The following is a 22,049-nucleotide window of genomic DNA, read 5'->3' as shown; positions in this document are numbered from 1 at the left end:
GACGCAATGCTGGCCCACACGTCGTGCCGCACTCAGCATATGAACGTTGGCGCCACACGTCGAAGTTACGGGTTGGCATCGGGGTCACGGGAGGCGTCCGAGGGCGTGGTGGCGGATGGTTTTTCGGTGGGTGGAGCCGCGTCTGGCTGCTCGGCGGTAAGGGGTTTGCGGGTTGAGGCCGCGAGTAGCCGGCGTTTGCGACGGCCCTGGGTCATGTAGTAGAGCAGGCCAAAGAATGCGACAAAGAGTACGATCGGGATAAGGTTGGAGCCACCACCACCACCGCCACTGCTGATGCCAGGATAGATATAGAGATCGGTCATGGCCACCACCACCTCTTTATAGCCCTCTCCGCCCAGTCCCAACGCCTCAACCGTAATGCCTCGGGGGAGTCCTGGGGCCACGGCCTGCCAGGTCTCGCCGGCATCGCTACTGCGCAATGTGCCCGCGCCAGTGCCAACATAGAGTTTACGCGCATCCGAGGAATGGAAATCCAGCAGGATCGAGGTTACAGGCACAGCGGAGAGCGTGTCACGTCCACTCTTCCAGTGGGCCCCATTATCCTCTGAAATAAAGAATCCCTGGTCCGTACCGGCATAGACGCGTAGATGGTCGCCACCGTTCAGTAGAGCAGGCACAACTACGTTGGTCTGCGCGGTGGTAGGCAGTCCCTGACTGAAGGATTTCCAGGATGTTCCCTGGTTATCGCTGCGATAGACACCAGCCGTTGTCGCGCTCCAGAGTTGGTGCTGGTCAGTATCATAGCTCAGACCATTGATCCTGGCATTGGCGGGCAAGCCCTGTGAGACCAGAGTCCAGGATTTTCCGGCGTCGCTGGAGCGATAGACACCATGGGTCGCGCTACCCAGAAAGAGATTACTGGCTGTTTTCAGATCAAAGGCCAGCGCCGTATAACCATCCTGTGGCAGACCAGCAACCGCGCTCCACTGCTGGCCAGCATTGCTACTCACCCAGAGACCACTATCTGTAGCGGCATAGAGTTGCTTGCCAGAGACACCAAAGTTCAGCGCATGCACCGCAGCGGGCCGAGGCAGATCAGCTTTCGTGCGTGCCCAGTGATCTCCACCATCCAGACTGACAAAAATCGCCCCCTGCTTCGTGCCGGCATACATATGTTTGGGTGTCGTGGGATCGGCGGTCAGTGAGAGAAAACGCTGGCCACTAATACCCGCCTGCTGCCAGGTGCCGCCAGCACTAAAAATACCCGTATCGCTACCACAGGCAGATAAGAGGACCATGAATACAAGAAAAATACCGCCCAGAGGAAGGATGCGGGCAGCACGAGATTTTGTTACCAGCCAATACATATTTTATAGTATCCTTGATAGTGGATCATGAAAGCTTGCTCTAGTGAATCGATTGAAATCATCATAGCATATCGCGGCAAGATGCAGCTATGCGGGATAGACCAAAAAAAGGCGCCGCACCTCATGACGAAAAAATTGTTTGCATCACGAGGTGCGGCGCCAGATTATTCAATCAGCTAGCGTGTTCGACGGATAACGCGCCGTACGGCAATAACGGTCTCTTCGATTTCATAGCCCTTGGGCAATTTCGTCGTTTTCTTTTGTGGGAAAGCCAGATCCTTCATATCACCTAACGCTGGCAGAGCACGCTCAATACCGCGTCGATCTGGCTGCAAGCGAGCCAGCAGGTTACGGCGTAACAGCTCAATACCCACACCGACCGCCAAGGCTCCCACGCTGGCCGCGACATTACGTGGCACCGGAGAATTATAAATAAGCGATGGCAAATTCGATTGTAAGGGAACAAGACTAGTAGATTTCCTGGTCAGATCGGCACCGCAATTCTGGCAATACTGATCATCCTCTGCGTATCTGGCATGACAATTAGGACATTGCATAAGTAAATTCCTCCAATAAATGCGCTCGCTCATAGTATAGTTACGTGTGAGTATGTATATATCGGTCGCTCTATCTATAATACCAGAACAACAAGAATCCTCTCTCCATAATGATAATGAACGAGAATGGAGATAGAGATAGAATACAGTACCGATCGGAATATCCAATGACGCACAGGGATCAAGAAATGTATCGTCAAGCGCCAATCACGAAAGTTCGTCTTCTACGATAAAACACCTGTCAAGTCTGACTGAGAAAGATGGCATTCGCCAGAAAAGCGGACATCCTCTTTAGAATACGTTTCCGCTGCTACGTTAGCTCCATTATACAACCTCACAGGCCTTAAGTCCCGTAAAACGGCCTCTATAGGGAAGATAGTACAGTCCGGCGTGTGGCGGGCAGGAAATATGCGGGCAGCTTGATTTTTGGGCAACGATCCAGTACGCTACACTACAGGACGTGCATTATTTGAGTGTGGTCTACAGCATCAATTTCAAGGGAGTTTTTGATGAATAAGATGCAAGAGCCAGCCTTCCCTGAAGCGAGCACATTACGCTGGAGCTACGCCAGCGCCACCGGCCCTATTCCGTTGCTCGGAGTGACAATCGGTGATATGTTTGATCAGACGGTGGCCAAATATCCAGAGCGGCCAGCCCTGATTGTGCGCCACCAGGAGATACGCCTGAGCTACCGTGAACTGCAACATCAGGTCAACCTATGCGCCAAAGCCTTGATGGAGATGGGCATCCAGAAGGGACAACGCGTCGGCATATGGGCACCTAACTGCGCAGAATGGTGCATCATCCAATTCGCCACCAGCAAAATCGGGGCCATCCTGGTCAACCTGAATCCCGCTTATCGCCTGCACGAAATTGAATATGGACTCAAAGACTCAGGCTGTAGCATGCTGATTCTGGCCGCTGACTTCAAGAGCTCACATTACACCGAGATGATCCTGGAACTGCTCCCCGAACTTACAGATGGCACGAACGGACAGATCCAGTCCTCCCGCTTACCACAACTCACACACATCGTACGCCTGGGACCAGAAAAGCAGACGGGCATGCTGACCTGGGACGAGTTGATGGCGCAGGGCGAGCACGTGGACGACGCGGCACTGGCCGCACGCCAGCGTGAGCAAGAATTTGATGATCCAATTAACATTCAATACACAAGTGGCACCACTGGCTATCCCAAAGGAGCCACGCTGAGCCATCATAATATCCTCAACAACGGCTACTTTGTGGCTGAACTACAGAAATTGACCCATGAAGATACATTGTGTATTCCTGTACCGCTCTACCACTGCTTCGGCATGGTCATGGGAAACCTCGGCTGCATCACCCATGGGGCCGCCATGGTCTATCCATCAGCAGTCTTTGATCCACTCGCCGTCCTGCAAACCGTCCAGGAAGAACAATGTACCGCACTCTATGGAGTCCCCACCATGTTTATCGCCGAGCTCAACCATCCTGAATTCAATAAATTTAACCTCAGCAGCCTGCGTACCGGCGTCATGGCGGGCTCACCATGTCCCATTGAGGTCATGAAACGCGTCATCCAATTAATGCATATGCAGGACACCGAGATCTGCTATGGCATGACCGAGACCGCACCGGTAAGTTGTCAATCCACCCTCGACACCCCACTTGAGAAACGCGTCAGCACCGTTGGCAAAGTAGGACCACACCTGGAGATCAAAATTATCGATCCCGCCAGCGGCCAGATCGTGCCACTGGGCAATACAGGCGAGCTCTGTACACGTGGCTATAGCGTCATGCTCGGCTACTGGAATAATCCTGAAGCTACCGCCGCCGCCATCGACCAGGCGCGCTGGATGCATACCGGCGACCTGGCAACCATGGATGGAGAGGGCTATGTAAATATCGTCGGTCGCATCAAGGACATGATCATTCGCGGCGGCGAAAACGTCTATCCACGTGAAATCGAAGAGTTTTTATATACCCATCCCAGTATCGCCGATGTGCAAGTCATCGGTGTACCTGACCCCAAATATGGAGAGGCCATTGTCGCCTGGATCAAGGTCCGGGACGGCGCACAACTCAGTGAAGATGAGGTCAGGGCATATTGCCAGGAGCAGATCGCGCACTATAAGATTCCACGTTACATCCGTTTCACCCAGGAATATCCAATGACCGTGACGGGCAAGATCCAAAAGTATCTAATGCGCCAGACCTCTATCGATGAACTGGGGCTGCAAGACGCATCTTCAACACAAACGGCATAGTACGTCGCCAGAGCTCATTCAAGAATGCAGATGCTAGCCTGGTTGTGGACTGGATGTACGATCAAAAAGCTGCTACTTTGAGGCGATTGGAATTGAAGCAGCAATAACAAAAGGTGTAGCTCTACTGTGATTGTAGACGACGAATAGACGAGTGCCATATCCTCGCTATAATTAAAGACTTGATCTATATCTGGTGCGCAGATCGATTGATCTGCGCACTAAAAATATGGGTTCCTATGAGTCAAATCAATTGGCAATATGTTGCTTTTGTGTCGCGGGTGCCGAAAACTACTGCTGAGTTCATATGGTTATCATTGGACTACTTCTCTATTGAGGACAGATGCTAACGCCGGGGGTTGAGGATTATATATTTTATTGAGCAGCCGTGTAGTGGGTACATACAGGATCAATAGTAGTAATGAACACAATACTGTCATGATAGCCCAGAAAAAATTATCGGGGGCAGTGATCACGCCAAAGAGATTGGAGCCAAAGGGGCCAGCGGATTGGTACCATGTATTGATGCCGATCAACCATATGGAGAGATGCAAACTGATATAAGAAATGCCGACCTTCTCTGTACTTATACCAAGGAATAGAATACCGACGCCATAATAGGTTAAGACGCCGCCGAAGTGGAAGAAGCTATACCAATCCCCGATCAATGCAATACGATACGCTACTATGTCGAACAGAAGCAATGATAGAGAGCCAGCTGAATTACTGAAGAAAAAGATAGCCTGGACAGTCCAATACATACCCAGGATCACAAATGCGATGCCCAAAACACGCAAAATGGTCCGATACGTCAAGGTCCTTCTCAACATAGGACAACTCCTGTACAGCTGTAATACTTTTTATAACATAGAGGTAGCGTAACACACAAAAATATTTATTTCAATATATTAAATTTTCCGCAAATATAAAAAAACGAACAAGAAATAACAGCAGTAGCGGCAGGGCTCGTCCCTGCGAACCTCCCTTTACGTGCATAGCCGACCGCAACCGGATTCCACCTTCTTTCACGTCTCGCTCAGTGATTATCTCCGCCCACCTCCCCCTACGTTAATGAGGAGAACATAAGGTCACAGAGGAAGGTGGACCGAGATAGTTGTAATGGGAGGCTGGCAGGTACGTATCCTCATGGTGTGTGCGGCTCCGCTCGATGGGGGAGGTTCGCAGGGACGAGCCCTGCCGCTACTGCTGTTATTTCTTGTTCATTCTCTTTTGTGTACTATATTTGGGGGTGGTAGTGGATTTTGAGGTCGGACCAGGTGAGTTCGAAGTGGTGGGTCTGGCCGTGGCGCAGGTAGTCGGTGATGGCGCGGGCGGCCAGGGAGGTGAGGGCGAGGGCGAGGGGCCGGGTGAGCGGGTAGTCGCAGGGGTCGCCAGGGATATATTGGGGGATCTGGTAGTTGGGCTCCCAGATGCCGTTGCCATAGAGGCCATCGGGACTGAAGCCGATGTGCAGGCAGGGGAGGCCAGCGTCCCGTGTGGTCTGGCTGACGATGGCGCGCGAGGGGGCGTTGTCAAAGGCGTCGATGACCAGGACGCTACCTGCCAGCAGTTGGGAGGCATTGCTGGCGGTCAATTCAATGGCCTGGGGCTCGACTCTGGTCTGGACGGCTCGGTAGAGGAGGTTGGCCAGCGCACGCGCTTTGGGCGCGCCTACTTCGGCTCGGCTATAGGGCTGGCCAGAGAGGTTGCGGGCTTCGATACGATCCTTGTCGATGACACGCAGACGGGTAAAACCCATGCGGGCCAGGGTCTCGCCGAGGTTGGCACCGAGCGTGCCGGCCCCGCAGATGGTGATTAACTGTCCAACATAGGGAGCCAGCGTAGCGTGGCGCTCCTCGTGGAAGAAAGGGCTCTGGGGATTCAGATTGTGTTGGCTCATCGGTTAGTCCTCTTGCTAATAATCATCGGCCGCCCAATCAGGCGATGTGGTCATGACATTTACCAGGCTGGTCAGGTCAAATTTGTTGTCTTCACCGCTCAAGCAGATACCACTGGAGACAACGGTAAGCTGTGGATCCAGCACGGAGCGGTAGCGATGGAGTTGTCCGTGCTCACTCCATTCTACGACAAGCTGGCTGATAGAGCCATCGGCGGCGGGCACTTCGCTATAGCTGTGGAGCGTGGCGTCAGCTTTAGCGAGCTCATAGCGCAACCGCTCCTGTAGATCCTGCTGGCGTACTTGAGCCTTTAGCCAGTCACGCTGCTCGTCGCGCCGGAGGGGTGGATGCTGCAGAGTAGCAGGCAACTGGCCTTCCAGTTGATGGATATTCCAGAGCAGGAACGCGTGACGTTCAGAGGATGCCAGACCAGATAGGAAGGGCTGACGACTCGCAGGCTGGGCCGTGGCGGCGCGTAGCCACTCGGCGTGTTGAGGGTCGGCCAGCAGATCGGGACCTTCAAACCAGAGGGCACGACCATCTACACGGACGGTAATGCGCTCGAAGCGCTCAGCGCCAGCGGTGGGATCACAGAGATAGACACGTAGAGGCTCCATGGGTAAGCCAAAGCGCTGACGGGCATCGCTCTCATTATAGGGAAGCGCCAGCCAGGTTCCGGGTGGGGCACCACTACTGTCGGGCCAGAGCAGCAACATACGCAGAACCGGAAAGACCTCAAGGTAGGTACCACGTTCCCAGGGTAGAGCCTCCTCGATCAGACTTGCCTCATGCTCACTACCAGGACGGAAGCGACCCCAGCCCTGGAAACGCTCACGTACACGAAACTCATACACCAGACCATCCACCCGCGTACGGATACGGCCGCCGCGCAGCAATGGCGCCACCAACTCACGCTCAAGCAAGCGCTGGCTCTGCTGTCCCAGGCGAGCAATCAGCTCACGTGGATCCACTTTCCCCGTTACTGGACGCTTCTTACGTTTATCAGGCATCCTTTATATTCCCTAAATTCTTTATGCTTCCAACACAGGAACCTCAATCAAGTCACGCGACAGCAGGCGAAGCAGCGAGTTTGAAGCCACATGATATGGCACATCCAGGCGTTGAGCCAGGGCCTCAACATCCAGTTCTGATAAATCATGATACTGGGCCAGAACCTGCCGGTCCAGCTCCAGAGCAGCAAACTCCATCTGAAGTAGTTCCGCGATATGCTCGATCGCCTTTTGGGCCTGCTTTGACTCAAAGAAACGGCCACCAGTCAGTGTGCTGATCTCCCCAAAGGATGCGTTAGTATCGGAAGTCAAACCAAGAGCATGGATAGTGATACGCCCCTCCTCCGCATGACGTGTGACACTCAGAACAGTCTCGCCACACGGACAGCCAGCCGCAAAAGAATCTCCAGCCGAGCCAACACCATGCGGTGGAGCATCCCCAACCAGGATCAGCAGGCGTAGAGCATGTGGGCGCCAGGATAACTCACGGCAGGCAGCCACAATCCCATCCAGGACCGCCTCTGGCGCATCACCACCTTCATCAGCTTGCAATGACTCGATTGTTTGCTGGGCCTGTGCAAGATCGGCGGTAAAGGGATACACACGATAGACAATCTTCGCCTGCGGCGGATGATCGCGATACTCAACAATCCCTAATTGCAAACGAATATCGGCGGCACTCGCCAGTTGACGTAGCATATCCACCATTTGCTGGCGCGCCGCCCTGATTAATGGGCCCATGCTGCCTGTGGTATCGACCACAAAAGCCAGGTCAACCTGATTGAGCTCTGCATCCATAGAAATAACCTTCTGCTTTCTATACATCCACATCTGGAACCCCTGGTAGCGCCACGCAAATACGTACAGTTGTGCCTGCAACAAGATCTCTACTCCACTATTTAGCAGCAGAAAAAGATTTGAGCAAGGCGGCTAATGATAGCTCTAAGAGCGAATTGAGGCGTAAGTTTGCCTGCTCGAAAGGATAACCTTGCGTCAGAGGATTAGGGACCACCACACAGAAAATGCCAGCCTGTCTGGCAGCTTGTAATCCATTGGGAGAATCCTCGAATGCGATGGCTTGATTGGCCTGAAGATGTAGTTGGGTTAAGACGGCTTGATATACATCAGGAAATGGCTTGGCATGCACAACTTCATCTCCACAGACAATACAGTCAAAGTATGCTTCGAGTTCTCGCTGCACGAGATGGCCGACGACCCACTCTCGGGATGAACTTGAGGCGACCGCGAGCTTTAAACCAGCGTGTTTGGCAGCCAGAATGAGCGCTTCCACTCCAGGTAGGAGCGGCTGTGCAGCAACCAGTTCAGCATAGCGGCGTCTGCGCTGTACACGAATCTGCGCACGATCAAGGGAGCGTCCAAGCTGAGCTTCTAAATGATCGTGTGGATGAAACGTGCGCGCTGAACTACCGGTCCCAATCAAAGGAAGCCAGCTATCCAGGGATAATGTTTCTCCATACTGGTGATAGAGTTCTTGCCAGGATTGAAAATCTGGCAGTTCTGTCTCAATAATAAGACCATCAAAATCAAGGATCAATGCCTGGATCATCTTGATACGGCCTCCAAATGATCAACAACAGGAGAAAAGCGCATGCATTTCTCCTGTGTCTGATGGGTTAGCTACGCGCCGTGAGGTACAAGGACCGGACGCCTGGGTAGTTCATAGCTCATGACCAGTTCGACGAGCTCGGCTCGCGACGGCTGGGCCAGGAGCTCCAGCACGTTTGGCAGCGAGTAGTAGTCACCGTCAAAGCGATAGCGGGTCAGCTCAATGCCGCGATCCTGCAGGCTTTTGGCAAAGTGCTCATAGGTTCCACCAACCTGGACGGTGATGACTGCAGGTGTAGCTTTCAAAGCATCCCGATAAGCCACCCAGGCATCGCCCAGGTAAGGTGCACAGTTTTCACCTTCATCGGTCACAATCAGGATCTGCTCTACATACTGCTTCTTCTTCGTCATCTGGGCCAGAGCCACCCCGATCGAGGTGGTTCCACTGGCCTTGATAAACTGGAAAGACTTCTCCCAATCGCTCAAGGTTGCACGCTTGTTGGTGGTAACAGGAGCCTTGATCTCAAAGGCCGCCGAATCAAAGGCATAGACAAAGAAGTCGGCCGTGGTTACGGCACTGATCAGACCGGCCAGCTGTTTGGCAACCGTAATCGCGTCAGACATTGAGCTACTCTTATCCACAAACAGGGCCGTAGGACGCTTGATCTCAACTTTAGCCGCTACCCGCTGGTCCATTACCTCCGTCAGAGTACGCTCTGTCTCAGCGTCCAGTTGGGCCGACTGGATAGCCTTTTTCGCCTTCATCGTCGAGACGCGCTGATCGGTTTTGGCCGCCTGCAACTTCTCGTCGATCAAGGACTTGACCTCAGGATGATCCATGGCGCCACGCTTCTTGAGTGAGGCCATGTTGTTGATAACTTCCTGCGGCGACATCGAGCTGATCAGCGCCACCAGAATGACCGGCGTAATCTGCTTGAGGGCACCCACCACCGTCGTATAGGGAATCTTGTTGTCCATGATGATACGCGCCTGCTCCTCGGACGTGCTGGCGCGGGCCAGCTTCTTGAGCGCAAAGAGCGGACTATCGACGGGCGGCTGCTCATCAAACAGGATCGCCTGCGCGCGCGGTCCCGGCTTGATACGCAAGCTAGCATAGAGATGCTTCAAATCGTTACGCGCACGCAGGGCGGCGCCATCAAACTGGCGTGGATTCTCCTCACGCGTCTGCAGGTAATGCGCGATCGCCCCCTTAAATGAACGTGGCGTCTTGCCGATGACCTTTTTCGTATGATCTAGTGCGCGGGACACCTCGTATGGTGCCAGCTTCTGCAGCAACATCCAGGCACCCTCACGGAACTCCGGATATTCACAGGTCGCCAGGTGCGCTACGAAGAGCAGCTTATGGTCGCGCACCTCGCCTTTAGCGAAGTACCAGGCAGCCAGGTGGCTATAGAAAAGAGGATCATGCTCAAGCGCGCTCGTGTGCAGCGGCGCGAGCTCTTCAATTTTACGGTGCGGTGTGGTCAGAAACGAATTGAGGATCGAAACACGCACATCCAGCTCATCAGGGGGCTTCTGTGTCATCGCATCACCATAGGGGCACAAAGCCGCAAGGGCCATATGCAAGTTTTTTTCAAGCAAACAATCAAAGAACAAAAAAAGCCTGTCCTGTGCAAGTAAAAAGAGCGGGCTGCTCTGCCGGCACCATACGCATGATGGCTACAACCAGGATCAGAGCCCAGGATTCGACCCGCATCCAAACCAGAAGTTAAAGGAGAAAAGGTAAACGTATGTACGCTCTTCTGATGGGAGCACAGGACAGACTGGTACAGGCAATTATATTTCCAGGCCAGGGCGCGCGAGTTGCAGGAGCTGTGAAAACAGGTGCTCTACCACTGAGCTACGGGGTCATGAGACCCCGACAGGATTCGAACCTGCGACCACCGGATTAGAAGTCCGAAAAGTTTGTAAGCTCTTACCGTGAGAGCGCGCCCCAGCCAAAAAAAGACATGTTGTAAAGAAAAAAGATCTGGTCGGCTATTGAAAAACAAGCGTCAACGCCGCTTACGCGATTGATAAGCCTGCTCTGTACAAATCCAATGAACAAGTGTCCCGAAGGACGGTGAGTTCCTCGTGAGAGGAGAGGTGTTGGGATCGAACCAACGTTTCCTGAAAGGACAGGAAAACCAGTTTGTATGTTTATTGTGTCAGGGTACAGAGCAGAAATATTTTTCTTATGCTTGTGTGTTGAGCGCAAGCCGGGACGTACATGTCGTGAGGGCACAAAAAAACGATCCCAAGTCGTATGTAAGCCCTCCCAGTTGGAGTACGCCCCGGACCCGCTTCTACTCTTTTTAGCCTTTAGCCGTAGAGAGCCTCAGGGCGAATAATTATGGCCTGAGTGGTCCGTACGATCACGTGGTCTGTCAGGGAGTCAGTTGGAAGGTCTAGATAGCGGGCGACCGCATCTTTAAACTGACTATCGGTCGAGTTCTGTGCTATACCGAGCTGCGCGAACGGTAATTCTTCACTGCGTCCATTGACGCGCACGTGAACTGTCTGCTGTGCAAGTTGTGCCATGGCTATCTCCTTCCCTAAATATGCTGTGGTTGACAATCCCCATAGGGACTGCTATTTGTCAAGTACTCAATGTCTATACAGATAATAACCGATAAATTTAGATGAGTCAAGGGTATTTGGCACGAATTTATGGCTTCTAGCGTTTTTTGTTCGAATCTCGGCAACGTGCGACGTGAATAGATGAATCAGAGCGGTTGCGCTGAGAAACTGAATCAGGTAAGCTTTATGCACAGCCATAGGCGACCTGCTTCGTTAGTTCAGGATACATCTACCAATCACCCGGGCCTGGGGAGCGCCGGCGCCCCCATACTTGTTGTAGTAGTTGGTGCAGAAATGGCGCGGTTACGCCATTTCTGCACCAACGATGAAAGAGATGTGAGCTGCTACGCTGCCGAAACGCAGCGAGAGAAAAGACGGCTATCACCAGAGCAAGACACACCCATAGAAAGATCGGTGTATGCATTCGTTACGTGTTTATCTGAGAAAAAACCTTCTGGTCCTTCCCCGCTCCTACTGGTTCTTATGGACAGGAACACTGCTCAATCGGATAGGGATGCTGGTACTGCCCTTCCTGGCCATATATCTCACCAGCGAACGCCATCTGCCATCCCAAATCGTGGGCCTGATCGTGGCTCTGCCAGGATTTGGAGGGATCATTGCGTCCCTTATAATGAGCGCATTCTCGGATCGCCTGCCACGCAAATATATCTTTGTTGGCTGCCTATTTATTTCAGCATGCTTCTTGCTAGCAATGCCGTTTATCAGCTCACTTGTCTGGTTAGCAATCATCATTCTCCTGTGGAGTATCACCAGCGAAGCACAGCGGCCTCTGGCGGGTATGCTCGTCATGGATCTAGTACCACCAGAACAACGCCGGCAAAGCATTTCATTATTACGCATGGCAATGAGTATCGGGAGTATGGTGAGCGCCTCAGTTGGTGGTCTGATCGCGACCCATGCCTTTCTGCCACTCTTTGGTGCAGACGCCGGGACAACATTGCTCTTTGCCCTCTTCATGCTACTCACGTTTCCTCGGCCGATCATCCTGCCCCTACAGGATGTCCAGTCTGTGCGTCGCCCGCGAGCACTGCTTGCCCCATTGCAGAATCGAACCTTTCGCCGCATCTGGCTGGCAGGTTTCTGCACCACGTTGGTCATGAGCCAGCAGACCACAACCATGGCCATATATCTCACCAGATTCGGAGGAAGTCCAGCACTTTATGGTGGCCTGATGGCGGTCGGAAGCCTACTCGTAATTCTACTGGAAGTTCCTTTGACCGCGCTCTTTCAACAGGTGCCAGTGGGGCGCATCATGGCCCTTGGCAGCCTCATCTTAGCCGTGGCGGCCGGCATATGTAGTGTGATCACTACAGCTTACTGGCTGGCGCTACCGCTGATCGCCTTCGTCTTTGGCAATATGATCTTCTCTCCTCCCTATGATACGGTTGGAGCAGAGATCGCACCGGCAAAGCAACGGGGTAGCTATATGAGCTTCCTCTGGATCGCAACCGGTATGGGATTCGCGCTCGGACCGGCTCTCGGCGGAATTTTACTTGAATTCTCACCACTCCTCTGCTGGAGCATCATGGGGGGCATCGGGCTCATAGCGGTTGCGCTGGCCTGGGACGTAGTGCCCGCACAACCAAATCCAGTTGATATCCGATAAAAGAAATGGTTCGTCGTTATGACATGAGAAGATAAAATGAAAGAAAACCAGAGGAAAAATATGCATATGCATGAGAGTAAGTATCTAACATTAGCAATCCAAAATAATGCCATCTGGTGTGATACTATCTGCCGGGCGCATGGTCTACCGGGAGAATTCCATGAAGGATACTGGATCCATCAACGGCCGACGCCGCGCTATTATCCTAATCTGGTAACGCTATCACCCGCGTCAGCCCTGAATCTTCAGCAGGCGGAACTGGCGGCATTTCTGATGGAGAAGCAAGCTTATGGCGTGTCGGTCAAGGATAGTTTTGCCGATCTGGACCCGGCGGCGTTTGGATTTCAGCAACTCTTTGAGGCTCAATGGATTATGCGGCCAGCGCCAACGGCGAGCATACATCTGACCAAGGGCGATCTACAATGGAAGCAAATCGTGTCCGAGGATGAGTTACGTAAATGGGAAATGGCATGGTCCCAGGCGGAGGTAGCGGCGCATGAGCGGCTCTTTGGCCAGGCGCTTTTAGCTGATGCGGACATTTGCTTTGTAGCGGCATATAAGGGAGATCAGATCGTGGCGGGCGCAATCGGCAACCGGACAACCGGCGTGGTTGGCCTCTCCAATCTTTTCGCGCCCGAACAGGAGGCTCAGAGCTACTGGGAAGGTATAGTGGCTATGTTAGCCAGTTGTTATCCAGGCCTGCCCATTGTGGGCTATGAGCAAGATGAGAGCCTTATGCAAGCCCTGCAGGCTGGCTTCACCACACTTGGACCATTACGGGTATGGGTAAGATAAGGCTAAAGGGCAACCACAAGGCGCAATACGTTTCGGTACACGGGTACTCCGACTTTATGGCGTGGTGGGTACATTTGATGCCTCGCCCTCGGGCATTATAATTTTTTGCAGCGAAATGCGTATCATGGGCGTAACCATCAAGAGAAACGCGACGTAGATGCGACCCTCAGCGGTCGTATCTACGGGGAACAAAACAATGCATGGCACCCAAGGTTTCCGATCCGTGCGGGAGACGAGGGATGAAAAGCATACAGATTGGATGGAAAGGCCCGCTCTGTGTTTTGACAGGGCGGGCCTTTGCGGTGGTTTAGGGGATCCAGCTATAGGGGTAGGTGGCGTCGTCGATGGTCTGGGCGACGGCGGCGTAGTTGAGTGGATGGAAGGTGTCGATCATGACGGCGAGTTCTTCGGTTTGCTGGACTCCAAGGCTCTTTTCGACGGCTCCAGGATGAGGGCCGTGCGGGATGCCTCGGGGGTGCAGGGAGATGGAAGAACGTTCGATGCCACGTCGGCTGCCGAAGTTGCCGTTGACGTAATAGAGCATTTCGTCGCTGTCGATGTTGCTGTGGTTGTAGGGCACAGGGATCGAGAGCGGATGGTAGTCCAGCTTGCGCGGCACAAAGGAGCAGACGACGAAGTTGGGTCCCTGGAAGGTCTGGTGGACTGGCGGGGGCTGATGGATACGGCCAGTGATAGGCTCGAAGTCGGCGATATTGAAGATCCAGGGATACTCACAGCCGTCCCAGCCAACGACGTTGAAGGGATGGAAGTCGTACCAGTAGCTGGTGACCAGGTCGCCGACCTTGAGGCGTACCTCAAAGTCGCCCTGTTCGGTGTGGGTGACCAGTTCTTGCGGTCGACGTATATCGCGTTCACAGTATGGCGAGTGCTCTAGTAGCTGACCGTTCGGACTGAGATAGCGGCGCGGCGGCTCGATGCTGCCGTGGGCCTCAACAACCAGGAAACGGCTCTGGACACTGTTCGGAGCAATATCGAAGCGATAGATAGTGCCACGAGGAATGATGATATAGTCGCCTTCGTGATACGGTAACAGGCCAAAGGTCGTTTCCAGGGTTCCATGACCATCATGTACAAAGTACATTGTATCTGCATCGCCAGCCCGGTAATAATACTTCATCTCCTCAGTTGGCAGGGAAATGCCGATAGTCAGATCATGGTTATACATCAGAATCTGATTGCCCCCCACGGCATCTCCACCCGGCTGTAAGTTAGCGGTCTTGAGATGATGATGGCGATGCGTCTCTTCCTGCCAGCTCTCCAGTTTACGGCGCTGGAATGGCTCCACACGCGCAACACGGGTCGGTGGATGATAATAATAGATGTTCGAGTAATTATTCGAGAAGCCCTCAGTCCCAAATAGCTCCTCGGAGTAAAGCGAGCCATCCGGCTTACGAAATTGCGTATGTCTCTTGGGCGGTATCTCCCCCAGGCGATGATAGGGTGGCATCTTTGACCTCCTGAAAAGCACGTTCAGTGCCCGTTCACAACATTATCAGACAATCGTATTACGTAATACGCCGATACCTTCAATTTCTAATTCGATTGTTTCTCCACGTTGAAACCAGGGATGTACACTGGTGCCGAGTTCTAATAGACAACCGGTGCCGACGGTACCCGAGCCAATCAGATCACCGGGTCGCAGACGCGCATTACGCGAGGCGTACGCGATCATTTGTGGAAAACTATAGTAGATCTGCTGAAAGTTTCCACGTGAAAGCTCCTGCCCATCTACCCGCGCCAGCATAGTCATATCATAGCGCTCACTGGCACCATGGCCCGTACGGCGCGAAGCCAGTTCATCAGGAGTCACCAGCCAGGGTCCGATCGAGGTCGCGAAATCCTTGCCCTTACCAGGACCAAGATTCAACTGCATATCCAGCCGCTGAAAATCGCGGGCACTCCAGTCATTCATAATAGTATAACCCGCAATATAATCTGCCGCCTCATCCACAGGAATATCTTTCCCGGCACGTCCAATCACGCAGGCAATCTCTAGCTCGATATCCAGCTCCTGGCTACCCACAGGATAGAGGATAGGCTGGTCATGGCCATAGATCTCGCTGGTATTGGAGAAATAGAAGGTCGGGATCTCATACCAGGTAGGATTCATCTCAGCGCCACGCAGGGCACGAGCAGTCTTGACATGCTGCTCAAAGGCATAGAAGTCGCGCAGCGTCGGTGGAGCAGGGATAGGTGGCAACAGAGAGACAGCAGCCAGCGCCACACCAGGGTCAGCTGCATCGTCTAACACCTGCCGCGCAACAGTCAGGCCAGCGGGATCCTGTAAGAGTTCCAGCAGAGTAGGATAGGGTAAGGGGAGCACCCGCTCCCCCCGCAGTACGCCGGCCGAGGTCTGTTGTCCAACCTGAACGGTTACCAGCTTCATCTACAGATTGCCTCGCAGTTCCTGCTCGCGCTCCAGAGCCTCAAATAAGGCCTTAAAGTTCCCCTCACCAAAGCCACGCGCACCCTTACGCTGGATAATCTCAAAAAAGATCGTCGGACGAGTGACCACCGGCTTGGAGAAGATCTGGAGCAAGTAGCCTTCCTCATCATGATCCACCAGGATACTCAGGTCCGCCAGCTGTTGCAGGTCCTCATCGATCTTACCGACACGATCCAGGACATCCTCATAATAACTCTTAGGGGTCTGCAAGAACTCAACACCACGCTCATTCAGGTCACGCACCGTCGCAACGATATCGTCCGTGATTAGAGCCAGATGCTGCACACCAGGAGTACGATAGAAATCCAGATACTCCTCAATCTGCGATTTGCGGCGTCCCGGCGCAGGCTCATTGATTGGCAGCTTGATACGGCCACTGCCATTCTGCATCACCTTGGACATCAAGGCCGAATACTCGGTACTGATCTGGCGATCATCAAAATGGATCATCTGGGTAAAGCCCATGATGCGCTCATAGAACGAGACCCAGTCATTCATCTTACCAAGCTCAACATTGCCAACCACATGGTCGATGCCAGCCAGACCAGCGGGACGAGCACGGCGTGGCAACTTCCCATCCACCGCGCGAAAACCAGGCAGGAAAGCCCCTTTATAATCCTGACGCTCCACAAAGGTATGGATCGTCTCGCCATAGGTCTTGATCGAAGCCAGCTTGACCGAGCCATAGGTATCACTGCGCACCGTCGGCGCCATAACACCCTCCGCCCCCCGGCTGGTAGCCTCCTGATAGGCCCGCTCCGCATTCTCAACACGGAACGCCACATCCTTCACGCCATCCCCATGCAGATACACATGGGACGCAATCTCGCCTTCAGGTCCCATAGCGGATGTCAGCACAAAGCGAATATTGCCCTGCTCCAACACATAACTCGTACGATCGCGTATACCTGTTTCCAGGCCAGCATATGCAACGGGCACAAAACCCCAGGCATGACTGAAATAATAGGCCGCCTGCCGGGCATCACCCACGTAAAATTCAAGATGATCAAAATTCTGGATTGGCATAAAATCATAATCGGCCATTGAATCGACTCCTTCTGAGCTGATAAGAGACGTTGCGACACAGCAGCGTGTCTTTTTGTTCGATAATCGAACATTGAATCCGATAATAGTTACAATATTAGGTGTACATGATCTGTGATAGAATGTCAAGATCAAGCAGGCGCAGCAATAAAGGATTGAGGAAAATATGTCAGAACAACCAACAGAACCAGCGCGTGGCGAGACCTCCCAGACATTGGACCGTGGATTACGCCTGCTGGAGATCCTGGCAACCGAAGCAGAAGGACTTAGCGTACAGGAGCTGGCGAAGCGCTTAGCGATCCATCGTACTGTAAGCTATCGGCTACTCAACACACTGCTTGAACACCGACTGGTACAGCGCATGCAGGACGGTCGCTATAAACTGGGGACAGGATTAATCGAGCTGGCGCGGCGGATTTCTCCCCGTTTGCAGAGCGCGGCCACCCCGGAATTAAAGCGGCTCGCCGAGGAACTGGGGGCCACCACCCATCTGACCACCGCCAATGGCGACGAGGCCGTGGTACTCACCACCATCGAGCCGAGCCACACCCATATGCATGTCGTCTATCGCGCCGGCTTCCGGCACGCACTCGACCAGGGCGCCTCCGGCATCGCCATCCTGGCCAGCCGACCCGCGCAGGCAGCCGAGCGTAGTCAGATCAGACAGGCCCGCCAGCGTGGCTACGCCGTCAGCCAGAACGAGATCCAGAGCGGAGCCAGCGGCCTCGCCGTTCCCCTCATCCTCGACGGTAGCCCGATCGAAGCCAGCATCGGCGTCATCGTCCTCGGCACCATCGACGAAGCCCGCGTCTCCCCCCGCGTCCTGGCCGCCGCCCGCCGCATAGCCGCATTACTATGATCGCCACACAATCATATTTAAGGAACATCGGCGGCTACGCGGCTTTTTGCTTCCCACTTACATGGGACATGAGATTTCCAGGTGGCAGGCATTTTTTACAACGGCATGCGCACCATGGGCATCACAACCCAGAAAAACACAACGTAGTTACGGCCCTCAGCGGCCGTTTGCCACCCGCCGCAGCGTGGTGGCCTTGTATCTGACCGGTTCGGCTGCCCCACAGTTGTCACCTCGCCCAGAGAGGGAACCCCTGCGATACGCTCTGGGTGAGACCATCCATGGGGAGGTTCCTTTTGGGGAACGCGTCTGGCTAAAGGGACCTGGATCGCGGGGATACTGGGCCACTACGCTGCGGCGGGTGGCAAACGGCCGCTGAGGGCCGTATCTACGGGAACCGGGTCTTGATGAGGGAAGGGATCGTTGGAGGATGGGGATTCTCTTCATGGGTACGCTGGCAAAACATGCATGGCACCCGAGGTTTCCGATCTGTGCGAGCAAGCTGCATACACAGCAGCTTGCCATGAAATAGAGTGCATTCCAGCTTAATGGGTGGAGGCGCTCTCCGCACGCGGCTGGTAGGAAAGGACGATGACCCCGGATGGATTGGTGGTGGCATTGACCAATTTCAGCTTCACTTTGTCGGTAATATCTTTAAACAGGGGCTTGCCAGCACCTAAAATGACTGGATGGACCAGGATCTGATATTCATCGATCAAGCCAAGATTTGTAAGCGTTTGCACCAGGGTGGCGCTGCCATAGATGATGATGTCGCGTCCCGGCTCCTGTTTCAACTGCTCAATGTCGGCTGGATTAACTTCTCTTAGCAAGCGCGAGTTGTTCCACTCCACGCTATCGAGCGTTTTGGAAAAAACGACTTTCTGCAGAGCGTTAAGCTTGCGAGCATAGGCTTTCTCTCCCTCTGAGACGGTAGGACTGTCAGGAACATGGGGCCAGGAGCCAGCAAAACTCTGATAGGTCACGCGCCCAAGCAAGAGGGTATCAGCTGAACTAACAAACGCAAACTGATACTCGCCCATGGCCTCATCGTAGAGCTCTCCAATCCAGTCCATCTCGCCGTTGGGACCAGCAATAAAGCCATCCAGGCTAACCCACATAGTGGTAATGATCTTCCGCATAATTTCTCCTCGTAATCACGCTCCTCGTAATGGAGCTTCCTTAAAAAAAAAACAAACACATGCGTAAAAGTAGATACCTCTACCTTTTCTAAAACGGTGGTACAAAACCGGCAATCTCGCCAGCAGCAAACAAGATGCAGGGTATCACAAGCAGGCTGCAAAATCATCGCGATGGGGACGGCAGGATCACGCTCAGTATACCATTGACCAGCCTCTGAGGCACGAGCAAGGGCTGTCACGTTTTTCCGCTCACAAACGTATCCTTAAGGAGAGAATAAATTTCGCTTTTTTTTTATGTAGCAGCTATGTTCTGCAAAACATCCTTCTGCCATTTTTATGTCGTTGGCATACTTTAAAGTAGTAAAGGAAATATTTATGGCAACTAGAACACGTGATAGTATCTGGCGCGTAAAACCAGTCGATCTTATTTTAAAACAAAGCGAGGAATCATCTAAAACATCGCTTAAACGAACATTGGGTCCATGGAGTATCACGGCCATGGGCGTCGGGGCAATCGTTGGCACGGGTATCTTTGTATTGACCGGCGTGGCAGCCGCGAAATACGCAGGCCCTGGCCTGATCCTCTCGTTTATCCTGGCGGGTATCGCCAGCGGTCTGGCGGCCATCTGCTATGCGGAATTCGCGAGTAGTGTGCCGATTGCGGGTAGCGCCTATACCTACTCGTATGCCTCACTAGGCGAATTGATCGCCTGGATTATTGGCTGGGACCTGATATTGGAATACGCAGTAGGCGCGGCCGCGGTCAGTATCGGCTGGGCCGGCTACTTTACCGACCTGATGAAAAGCCTGTTTGGCATCACGGTCCCGCATGCGTTGACCGCCTCGCCCTTCTCCGGCGGCATCGTGAATCTCCCGGCGGTCCTGATTGTGCTGATCCTCACCGCAATACTGGTACGCGGCACATCCGAGAGCTCAAAATTCAACAATATTATGGTCGGCGTCAAGCTGGCAGTGATCCTTTTCTTTATTGGCATAGGTATCTTCCATGTCAATCCTGCCAACTGGCATCCATTCCTGCCATTTGGACCAGGCGGCGTGTTCAGCGGCGCCAGTATCATCTTCTTCGCCTATATCGGCTTTGACCAGGTTTCGACCTCAGCCGAAGAGGCACGCAATCCTAGCAGAGACCTACCGCTGGGCATCTTCCTTAGCCTGATCATCTGTACCGTCCTCTACATTCTGGTTACCGGCATCCTGACCGGCATGGTCTCATACACAAAGCTCGATGTACCTTCTCCCGTCTCGCATGCTTTGATCCTGCAAGGACTCAATGCAGCTGGAGCAATCATCTCGATCGGCGCGCTGTGTGGACTCACCACCGTCCTGCTGGTCCTGCTCTACGGGCAGAGCCGCATCTTCTTCTCGATGTCACGTGATGGACTGCTGCCAGCCCTCTTCTCACGCATCCACCCACGCTTTAGCACTCCCTACCTGTCGAGTATCCTGATTGGAGTCGTTGTTGCCGTGGTCGCAGGCCTGACCCCCATCGATATCGTGGCGGAACTCACCAACATCGGTACCCTGACCGCGTTTGTGCTGGTATCGGCGGCCATCCTGGTATTGAGGCGGACCCAGCCCGATCTGAGGCGCGGCTTCCGTGTGCCATTTGTACCGGTGCTCCCGATCCTCTCAATCATCGCCTCACTGGTGCTGATCGTGAGCCTGCCCCGGGTCACCATCCTACGCTTCTTCGTCTGGCTGGCGATTGGGCTGGTTGTTTACTTTGTATATAGCAGACGAGCAAGTCATCTTGAACGTGGCAACCAGACCACATAAATTCAGGCATTGAAACCAATGAAAAGAACCTTCGTGATACACAACGAGGGTTCTTTTTTATGCAACCACTCCAGATAAAGAAAGGTAACACACCATGGTTACAGGGTACACCAAACCATTATACATACTTCCATTCGATCATCGTGCCTCCTATGAGTCAGGACTCTTCGGCTGGCATGAGCCACTGACACCTGAACAGACGGCCGAGGTCGCCCATAGCAAATGGATCATCTATACAGGTTTTCAGGACGCCATCGGGGACCATGTAGCCAAAGAGAACGTAGGCGTACTGGTCGACGAGCAATTCGGGACCGACGTCTTACGTGACGCCGTCAAACATGGCTTTATCACCGCCGTCTCAGTCGAGAAGAGCGGACAGGAAGAATTCGATTTCATTTATGGAGATGACTTTCCCAAACATATCGAACAATTCTCACCCACCTTCGCCAAGGTCCTGGTACGCTTTAATCCAGAGGGCGATGTAGAGATGAATAAACGCCAGTTAGAGCGGCTCAAAAAGCTCTCGGACTACCTGACACAGAGCAAGCGCCTATTTATGTTTGAACTACTGGTACCAGCAGAAAAAGAACAACTGGCCCGCTTTCATGGTGACAAGGCCGCCTATGATCTAGAGTTGCGCCCACAACTGGTACGCCAGGCGATCCGCGCCTGCCAGGATGCAGGTGTCGAGCCCGATGTCTGGAAGATCGAGGGACTGGATAGACGCGAGGACTGCGAGAAGACGGTTGAGGTCGCGCGGCGCGATGGTCGGGACAATGTCGGACTGATCGTACTTGGACGTGGTGCCGAGGAGGAGCACGTCGTTCAATGGCTACAAACGGCCGCCGCCGTGCCTGGCTTTATCGGCTTTGCCGTCGGTCGCACCAGCTTCTGGCAACCGATCAAAGATGTAGAGGAGCACAAAATATCAGAAAAGGACGCAGCCGCCGAGATCGCCCGACGCTTTGAGCAGTGGATCCGCGTCTTTCAAGAAGCAAAGCAAGCAAGCGCAAAAAACACATAATTGACAAGAGCAGAAAAACCGATCTGCCCCAAACAATCCTTCAGCCCATTTTCACGCGTCTACAAAAAAAGACAAAGCAGGCTGAAGCGTCTCCAGGAGCTGATCGGTGCTTCAG

Annotated in this window: 19 protein-coding genes and 1 tRNA gene; 6 read left to right on the top strand and 14 right to left on the bottom strand. The window is 53.4% G+C overall.

Annotated elements, in window-relative coordinates:
* Positions 1–65: 65 nt before the first annotated feature.
* Both EL633_RS18660 and EL633_RS18655 read right to left on the bottom strand, forming a co-directional pair.
* Positions 66–1,328 (bottom strand): WD40/YVTN/BNR-like repeat-containing protein, encoded by a 1,263-nt coding sequence (locus EL633_RS18660; RefSeq protein ID WP_126628632.1) that lies wholly within the window; start codon positions 1,326–1,328, stop codon positions 66–68.
* A gap of 176 nt (positions 1,329–1,504) precedes the next feature.
* On the bottom strand, positions 1,505–1,885 hold the full coding sequence (locus EL633_RS18655) for a zinc-ribbon domain-containing protein (protein ID WP_126628631.1): 381 nt from the start codon (positions 1,883–1,885) through the stop codon (positions 1,505–1,507).
* 509 nt (positions 1,886–2,394) lie between these two features.
* Between EL633_RS18655 and EL633_RS18650 the strand changes: the two genes are divergently transcribed.
* Positions 2,395–4,134: an AMP-binding protein gene (locus tag EL633_RS18650; protein ID WP_246039168.1), complete on the top strand. Its 1,740-nt coding sequence runs from the start codon at positions 2,395–2,397 to the stop codon at positions 4,132–4,134.
* A 311-nt stretch (positions 4,135–4,445) separates the two neighbouring features.
* On the opposite strand, the gene EL633_RS18645 is transcribed toward EL633_RS18650, so the two are convergent.
* The 8 genes from EL633_RS18645 to EL633_RS18615 form a co-directional block, all read right to left on the bottom strand.
* Positions 4,446–4,961 carry a hypothetical protein gene (locus EL633_RS18645; RefSeq protein ID WP_126628630.1) on the bottom strand — a complete coding sequence of 172 codons (516 nt, stop codon included), beginning with the start codon at positions 4,959–4,961 and terminating at the stop codon, positions 4,446–4,448.
* A 407-nt stretch (positions 4,962–5,368) separates the two neighbouring features.
* Complete coding sequence (locus EL633_RS38185; RefSeq protein ID WP_371865563.1) at positions 5,369–5,890, bottom strand: ThiF family adenylyltransferase; 522 nt, start codon at positions 5,888–5,890, stop codon at positions 5,369–5,371.
* 156 nt (positions 5,891–6,046) lie between these two features.
* Positions 6,047–7,039: a hypothetical protein gene (locus EL633_RS18635; protein WP_126628628.1), complete on the bottom strand. Its 993-nt coding sequence runs from the start codon at positions 7,037–7,039 to the stop codon at positions 6,047–6,049.
* A gap of 21 nt (positions 7,040–7,060) precedes the next feature.
* Positions 7,061–7,837 carry a vWA domain-containing protein gene (locus EL633_RS18630; RefSeq protein ID WP_161982246.1) on the bottom strand — a complete coding sequence of 259 codons (777 nt, stop codon included), beginning with the start codon at positions 7,835–7,837 and terminating at the stop codon, positions 7,061–7,063.
* Between the two features lie 97 nt (positions 7,838–7,934).
* Entirely contained in the window at positions 7,935–8,606 is a 672-nt protein-coding gene (locus tag EL633_RS18625) for an HAD family hydrolase (protein ID WP_126628626.1), read from the bottom strand.
* Positions 8,607–8,677: 71 nt separating this feature from the next.
* On the bottom strand, positions 8,678–10,150 hold the full coding sequence (locus EL633_RS18620; protein WP_126628625.1) for a vWA domain-containing protein: 1,473 nt from the start codon (positions 10,148–10,150) through the stop codon (positions 8,678–8,680).
* A gap of 329 nt (positions 10,151–10,479) precedes the next feature.
* A tRNA-Arg gene (locus EL633_RS36615) sits at positions 10,480–10,559 on the bottom strand.
* A 368-nt stretch (positions 10,560–10,927) separates the two neighbouring features.
* A complete protein-coding gene (locus EL633_RS18615; protein ID WP_126628624.1) occupies positions 10,928–11,146 on the bottom strand; it encodes a hypothetical protein in 219 nt (72 codons plus the stop codon).
* Positions 11,147–11,603: 457 nt separating this feature from the next.
* Between EL633_RS18615 and EL633_RS18610 the strand changes: the two genes are divergently transcribed.
* Both EL633_RS18610 and EL633_RS18605 read left to right on the top strand, forming a co-directional pair.
* On the top strand, positions 11,604–12,812 hold the full coding sequence (locus EL633_RS18610) for an MFS transporter (RefSeq protein WP_126628623.1): 1,209 nt from the start codon (positions 11,604–11,606) through the stop codon (positions 12,810–12,812).
* A 66-nt stretch (positions 12,813–12,878) separates the two neighbouring features.
* A complete protein-coding gene (locus EL633_RS18605; protein WP_126628622.1) occupies positions 12,879–13,607 on the top strand; it encodes a hypothetical protein in 729 nt (242 codons plus the stop codon).
* Between the two features lie 307 nt (positions 13,608–13,914).
* Here EL633_RS18605 and EL633_RS18600 read toward each other — a convergent pair whose 3' ends face one another.
* Genes EL633_RS18600 through hppD form a run of 3 tightly spaced genes read right to left on the bottom strand, consistent with a single transcriptional unit; the run spans position 13,915 to position 17,118 of the window.
* Positions 13,915–15,075: a homogentisate 1,2-dioxygenase gene (locus EL633_RS18600; protein WP_126628621.1), complete on the bottom strand. Its 1,161-nt coding sequence runs from the start codon at positions 15,073–15,075 to the stop codon at positions 13,915–13,917.
* A gap of 45 nt (positions 15,076–15,120) precedes the next feature.
* Positions 15,121–16,014: a fumarylacetoacetate hydrolase family protein gene (locus EL633_RS18595; RefSeq protein WP_126628620.1), complete on the bottom strand. Its 894-nt coding sequence runs from the start codon at positions 16,012–16,014 to the stop codon at positions 15,121–15,123.
* Positions 16,015–17,118, bottom strand: a complete 1,104-nt coding sequence (gene hppD, locus EL633_RS18590) for a 4-hydroxyphenylpyruvate dioxygenase (RefSeq protein ID WP_126628619.1) — start codon at positions 17,116–17,118, stop codon at positions 16,015–16,017.
* 166 nt (positions 17,119–17,284) lie between these two features.
* On the opposite strand from hppD, the gene EL633_RS18585 reads away from it, so the two are divergent.
* Positions 17,285–17,977 (top strand): IclR family transcriptional regulator, encoded by a 693-nt coding sequence (locus EL633_RS18585; RefSeq protein WP_126628618.1) that lies wholly within the window; start codon positions 17,285–17,287, stop codon positions 17,975–17,977.
* 542 nt (positions 17,978–18,519) lie between these two features.
* Here the strand turns inward: EL633_RS18585 and EL633_RS18580 are convergent.
* Complete coding sequence (locus EL633_RS18580) at positions 18,520–19,113, bottom strand: dihydrofolate reductase family protein (RefSeq protein ID WP_126628617.1); 594 nt, start codon at positions 19,111–19,113, stop codon at positions 18,520–18,522.
* Between the two features lie 375 nt (positions 19,114–19,488).
* Between EL633_RS18580 and EL633_RS18575 the strand changes: the two genes are divergently transcribed.
* Entirely contained in the window at positions 19,489–20,910 is a 1,422-nt protein-coding gene (locus EL633_RS18575; protein WP_126628616.1) for an amino acid permease, read from the top strand.
* A 94-nt stretch (positions 20,911–21,004) separates the two neighbouring features.
* Positions 21,005–21,934, top strand: coding sequence for a 2-deoxy-5-keto-D-gluconate 6-phosphate aldolase domain-containing protein (locus tag EL633_RS18570; RefSeq protein ID WP_126628615.1), 930 nt, complete (start codon positions 21,005–21,007; stop codon positions 21,932–21,934).
* Positions 21,935–22,049 lie beyond the last annotated feature (115 nt).

The sequence above is a fragment of the Dictyobacter alpinus genome, from assembly GCF_003967575.1.
In the GTDB taxonomy this organism is placed as follows: Bacteria; Chloroflexota; Ktedonobacteria; order Ktedonobacterales; family Ktedonobacteraceae; genus Dictyobacter; species Dictyobacter alpinus.
Note: the sequence above shows the minus strand (reverse complement) of the source record. Positions and strands in the feature narration are given on the sequence as shown.

What these genes read in the sequence shown, in the direction of transcription:
- EL633_RS18605 (WP_126628622.1), top strand. Translation starts at nt 12,879, where the DNA reads ATGCATGAGAGTAAGTATCTAACATTAGCAATCCAAAATAATGCCATC.
- EL633_RS18620 (WP_126628625.1), bottom strand. Translation starts at nt 10,150, where the DNA reads ATGACACAGAAGCCCCCTGATGAGCTGGATGTGCGTGTTTCGATCCTC.
- EL633_RS18650 (WP_246039168.1), top strand. Translation starts at nt 2,395, where the DNA reads ATGAATAAGATGCAAGAGCCAGCCTTCCCTGAAGCGAGCACATTACGC.
- hppD (WP_126628619.1), bottom strand. Translation starts at nt 17,118, where the DNA reads ATGGCCGATTATGATTTTATGCCAATCCAGAATTTTGATCATCTTGAA.
- EL633_RS18575 (WP_126628616.1), top strand. Translation starts at nt 19,489, where the DNA reads ATGGCAACTAGAACACGTGATAGTATCTGGCGCGTAAAACCAGTCGAT.
- EL633_RS18595 (WP_126628620.1), bottom strand. Translation starts at nt 16,014, where the DNA reads ATGAAGCTGGTAACCGTTCAGGTTGGACAACAGACCTCGGCCGGCGTA.
- EL633_RS18585 (WP_126628618.1), top strand. Translation starts at nt 17,285, where the DNA reads ATGTCAGAACAACCAACAGAACCAGCGCGTGGCGAGACCTCCCAGACA.
- EL633_RS18635 (WP_126628628.1), bottom strand. Translation starts at nt 7,039, where the DNA reads ATGCCTGATAAACGTAAGAAGCGTCCAGTAACGGGGAAAGTGGATCCA.
- EL633_RS18570 (WP_126628615.1), top strand. Translation starts at nt 21,005, where the DNA reads ATGGTTACAGGGTACACCAAACCATTATACATACTTCCATTCGATCAT.
- EL633_RS18645 (WP_126628630.1), bottom strand. Translation starts at nt 4,961, where the DNA reads ATGTTGAGAAGGACCTTGACGTATCGGACCATTTTGCGTGTTTTGGGC.
- EL633_RS18655 (WP_126628631.1), bottom strand. Translation starts at nt 1,885, where the DNA reads ATGCAATGTCCTAATTGTCATGCCAGATACGCAGAGGATGATCAGTAT.
- EL633_RS18615 (WP_126628624.1), bottom strand. Translation starts at nt 11,146, where the DNA reads ATGGCACAACTTGCACAGCAGACAGTTCACGTGCGCGTCAATGGACGC.
- EL633_RS18600 (WP_126628621.1), bottom strand. Translation starts at nt 15,075, where the DNA reads ATGCCACCCTATCATCGCCTGGGGGAGATACCGCCCAAGAGACATACG.
- EL633_RS18660 (WP_126628632.1), bottom strand. Translation starts at nt 1,328, where the DNA reads ATGTATTGGCTGGTAACAAAATCTCGTGCTGCCCGCATCCTTCCTCTG.
- EL633_RS18630 (WP_161982246.1), bottom strand. Translation starts at nt 7,837, where the DNA reads ATGGATGCAGAGCTCAATCAGGTTGACCTGGCTTTTGTGGTCGATACC.
- EL633_RS18625 (WP_126628626.1), bottom strand. Translation starts at nt 8,606, where the DNA reads ATGATCCAGGCATTGATCCTTGATTTTGATGGTCTTATTATTGAGACA.
- EL633_RS38185 (WP_371865563.1), bottom strand. Translation starts at nt 5,890, where the DNA reads ATGGGTTTTACCCGTCTGCGTGTCATCGACAAGGATCGTATCGAAGCC.
- EL633_RS18580 (WP_126628617.1), bottom strand. Translation starts at nt 19,113, where the DNA reads ATGCGGAAGATCATTACCACTATGTGGGTTAGCCTGGATGGCTTTATT.
- EL633_RS18610 (WP_126628623.1), top strand. Translation starts at nt 11,604, where the DNA reads ATGCATTCGTTACGTGTTTATCTGAGAAAAAACCTTCTGGTCCTTCCC.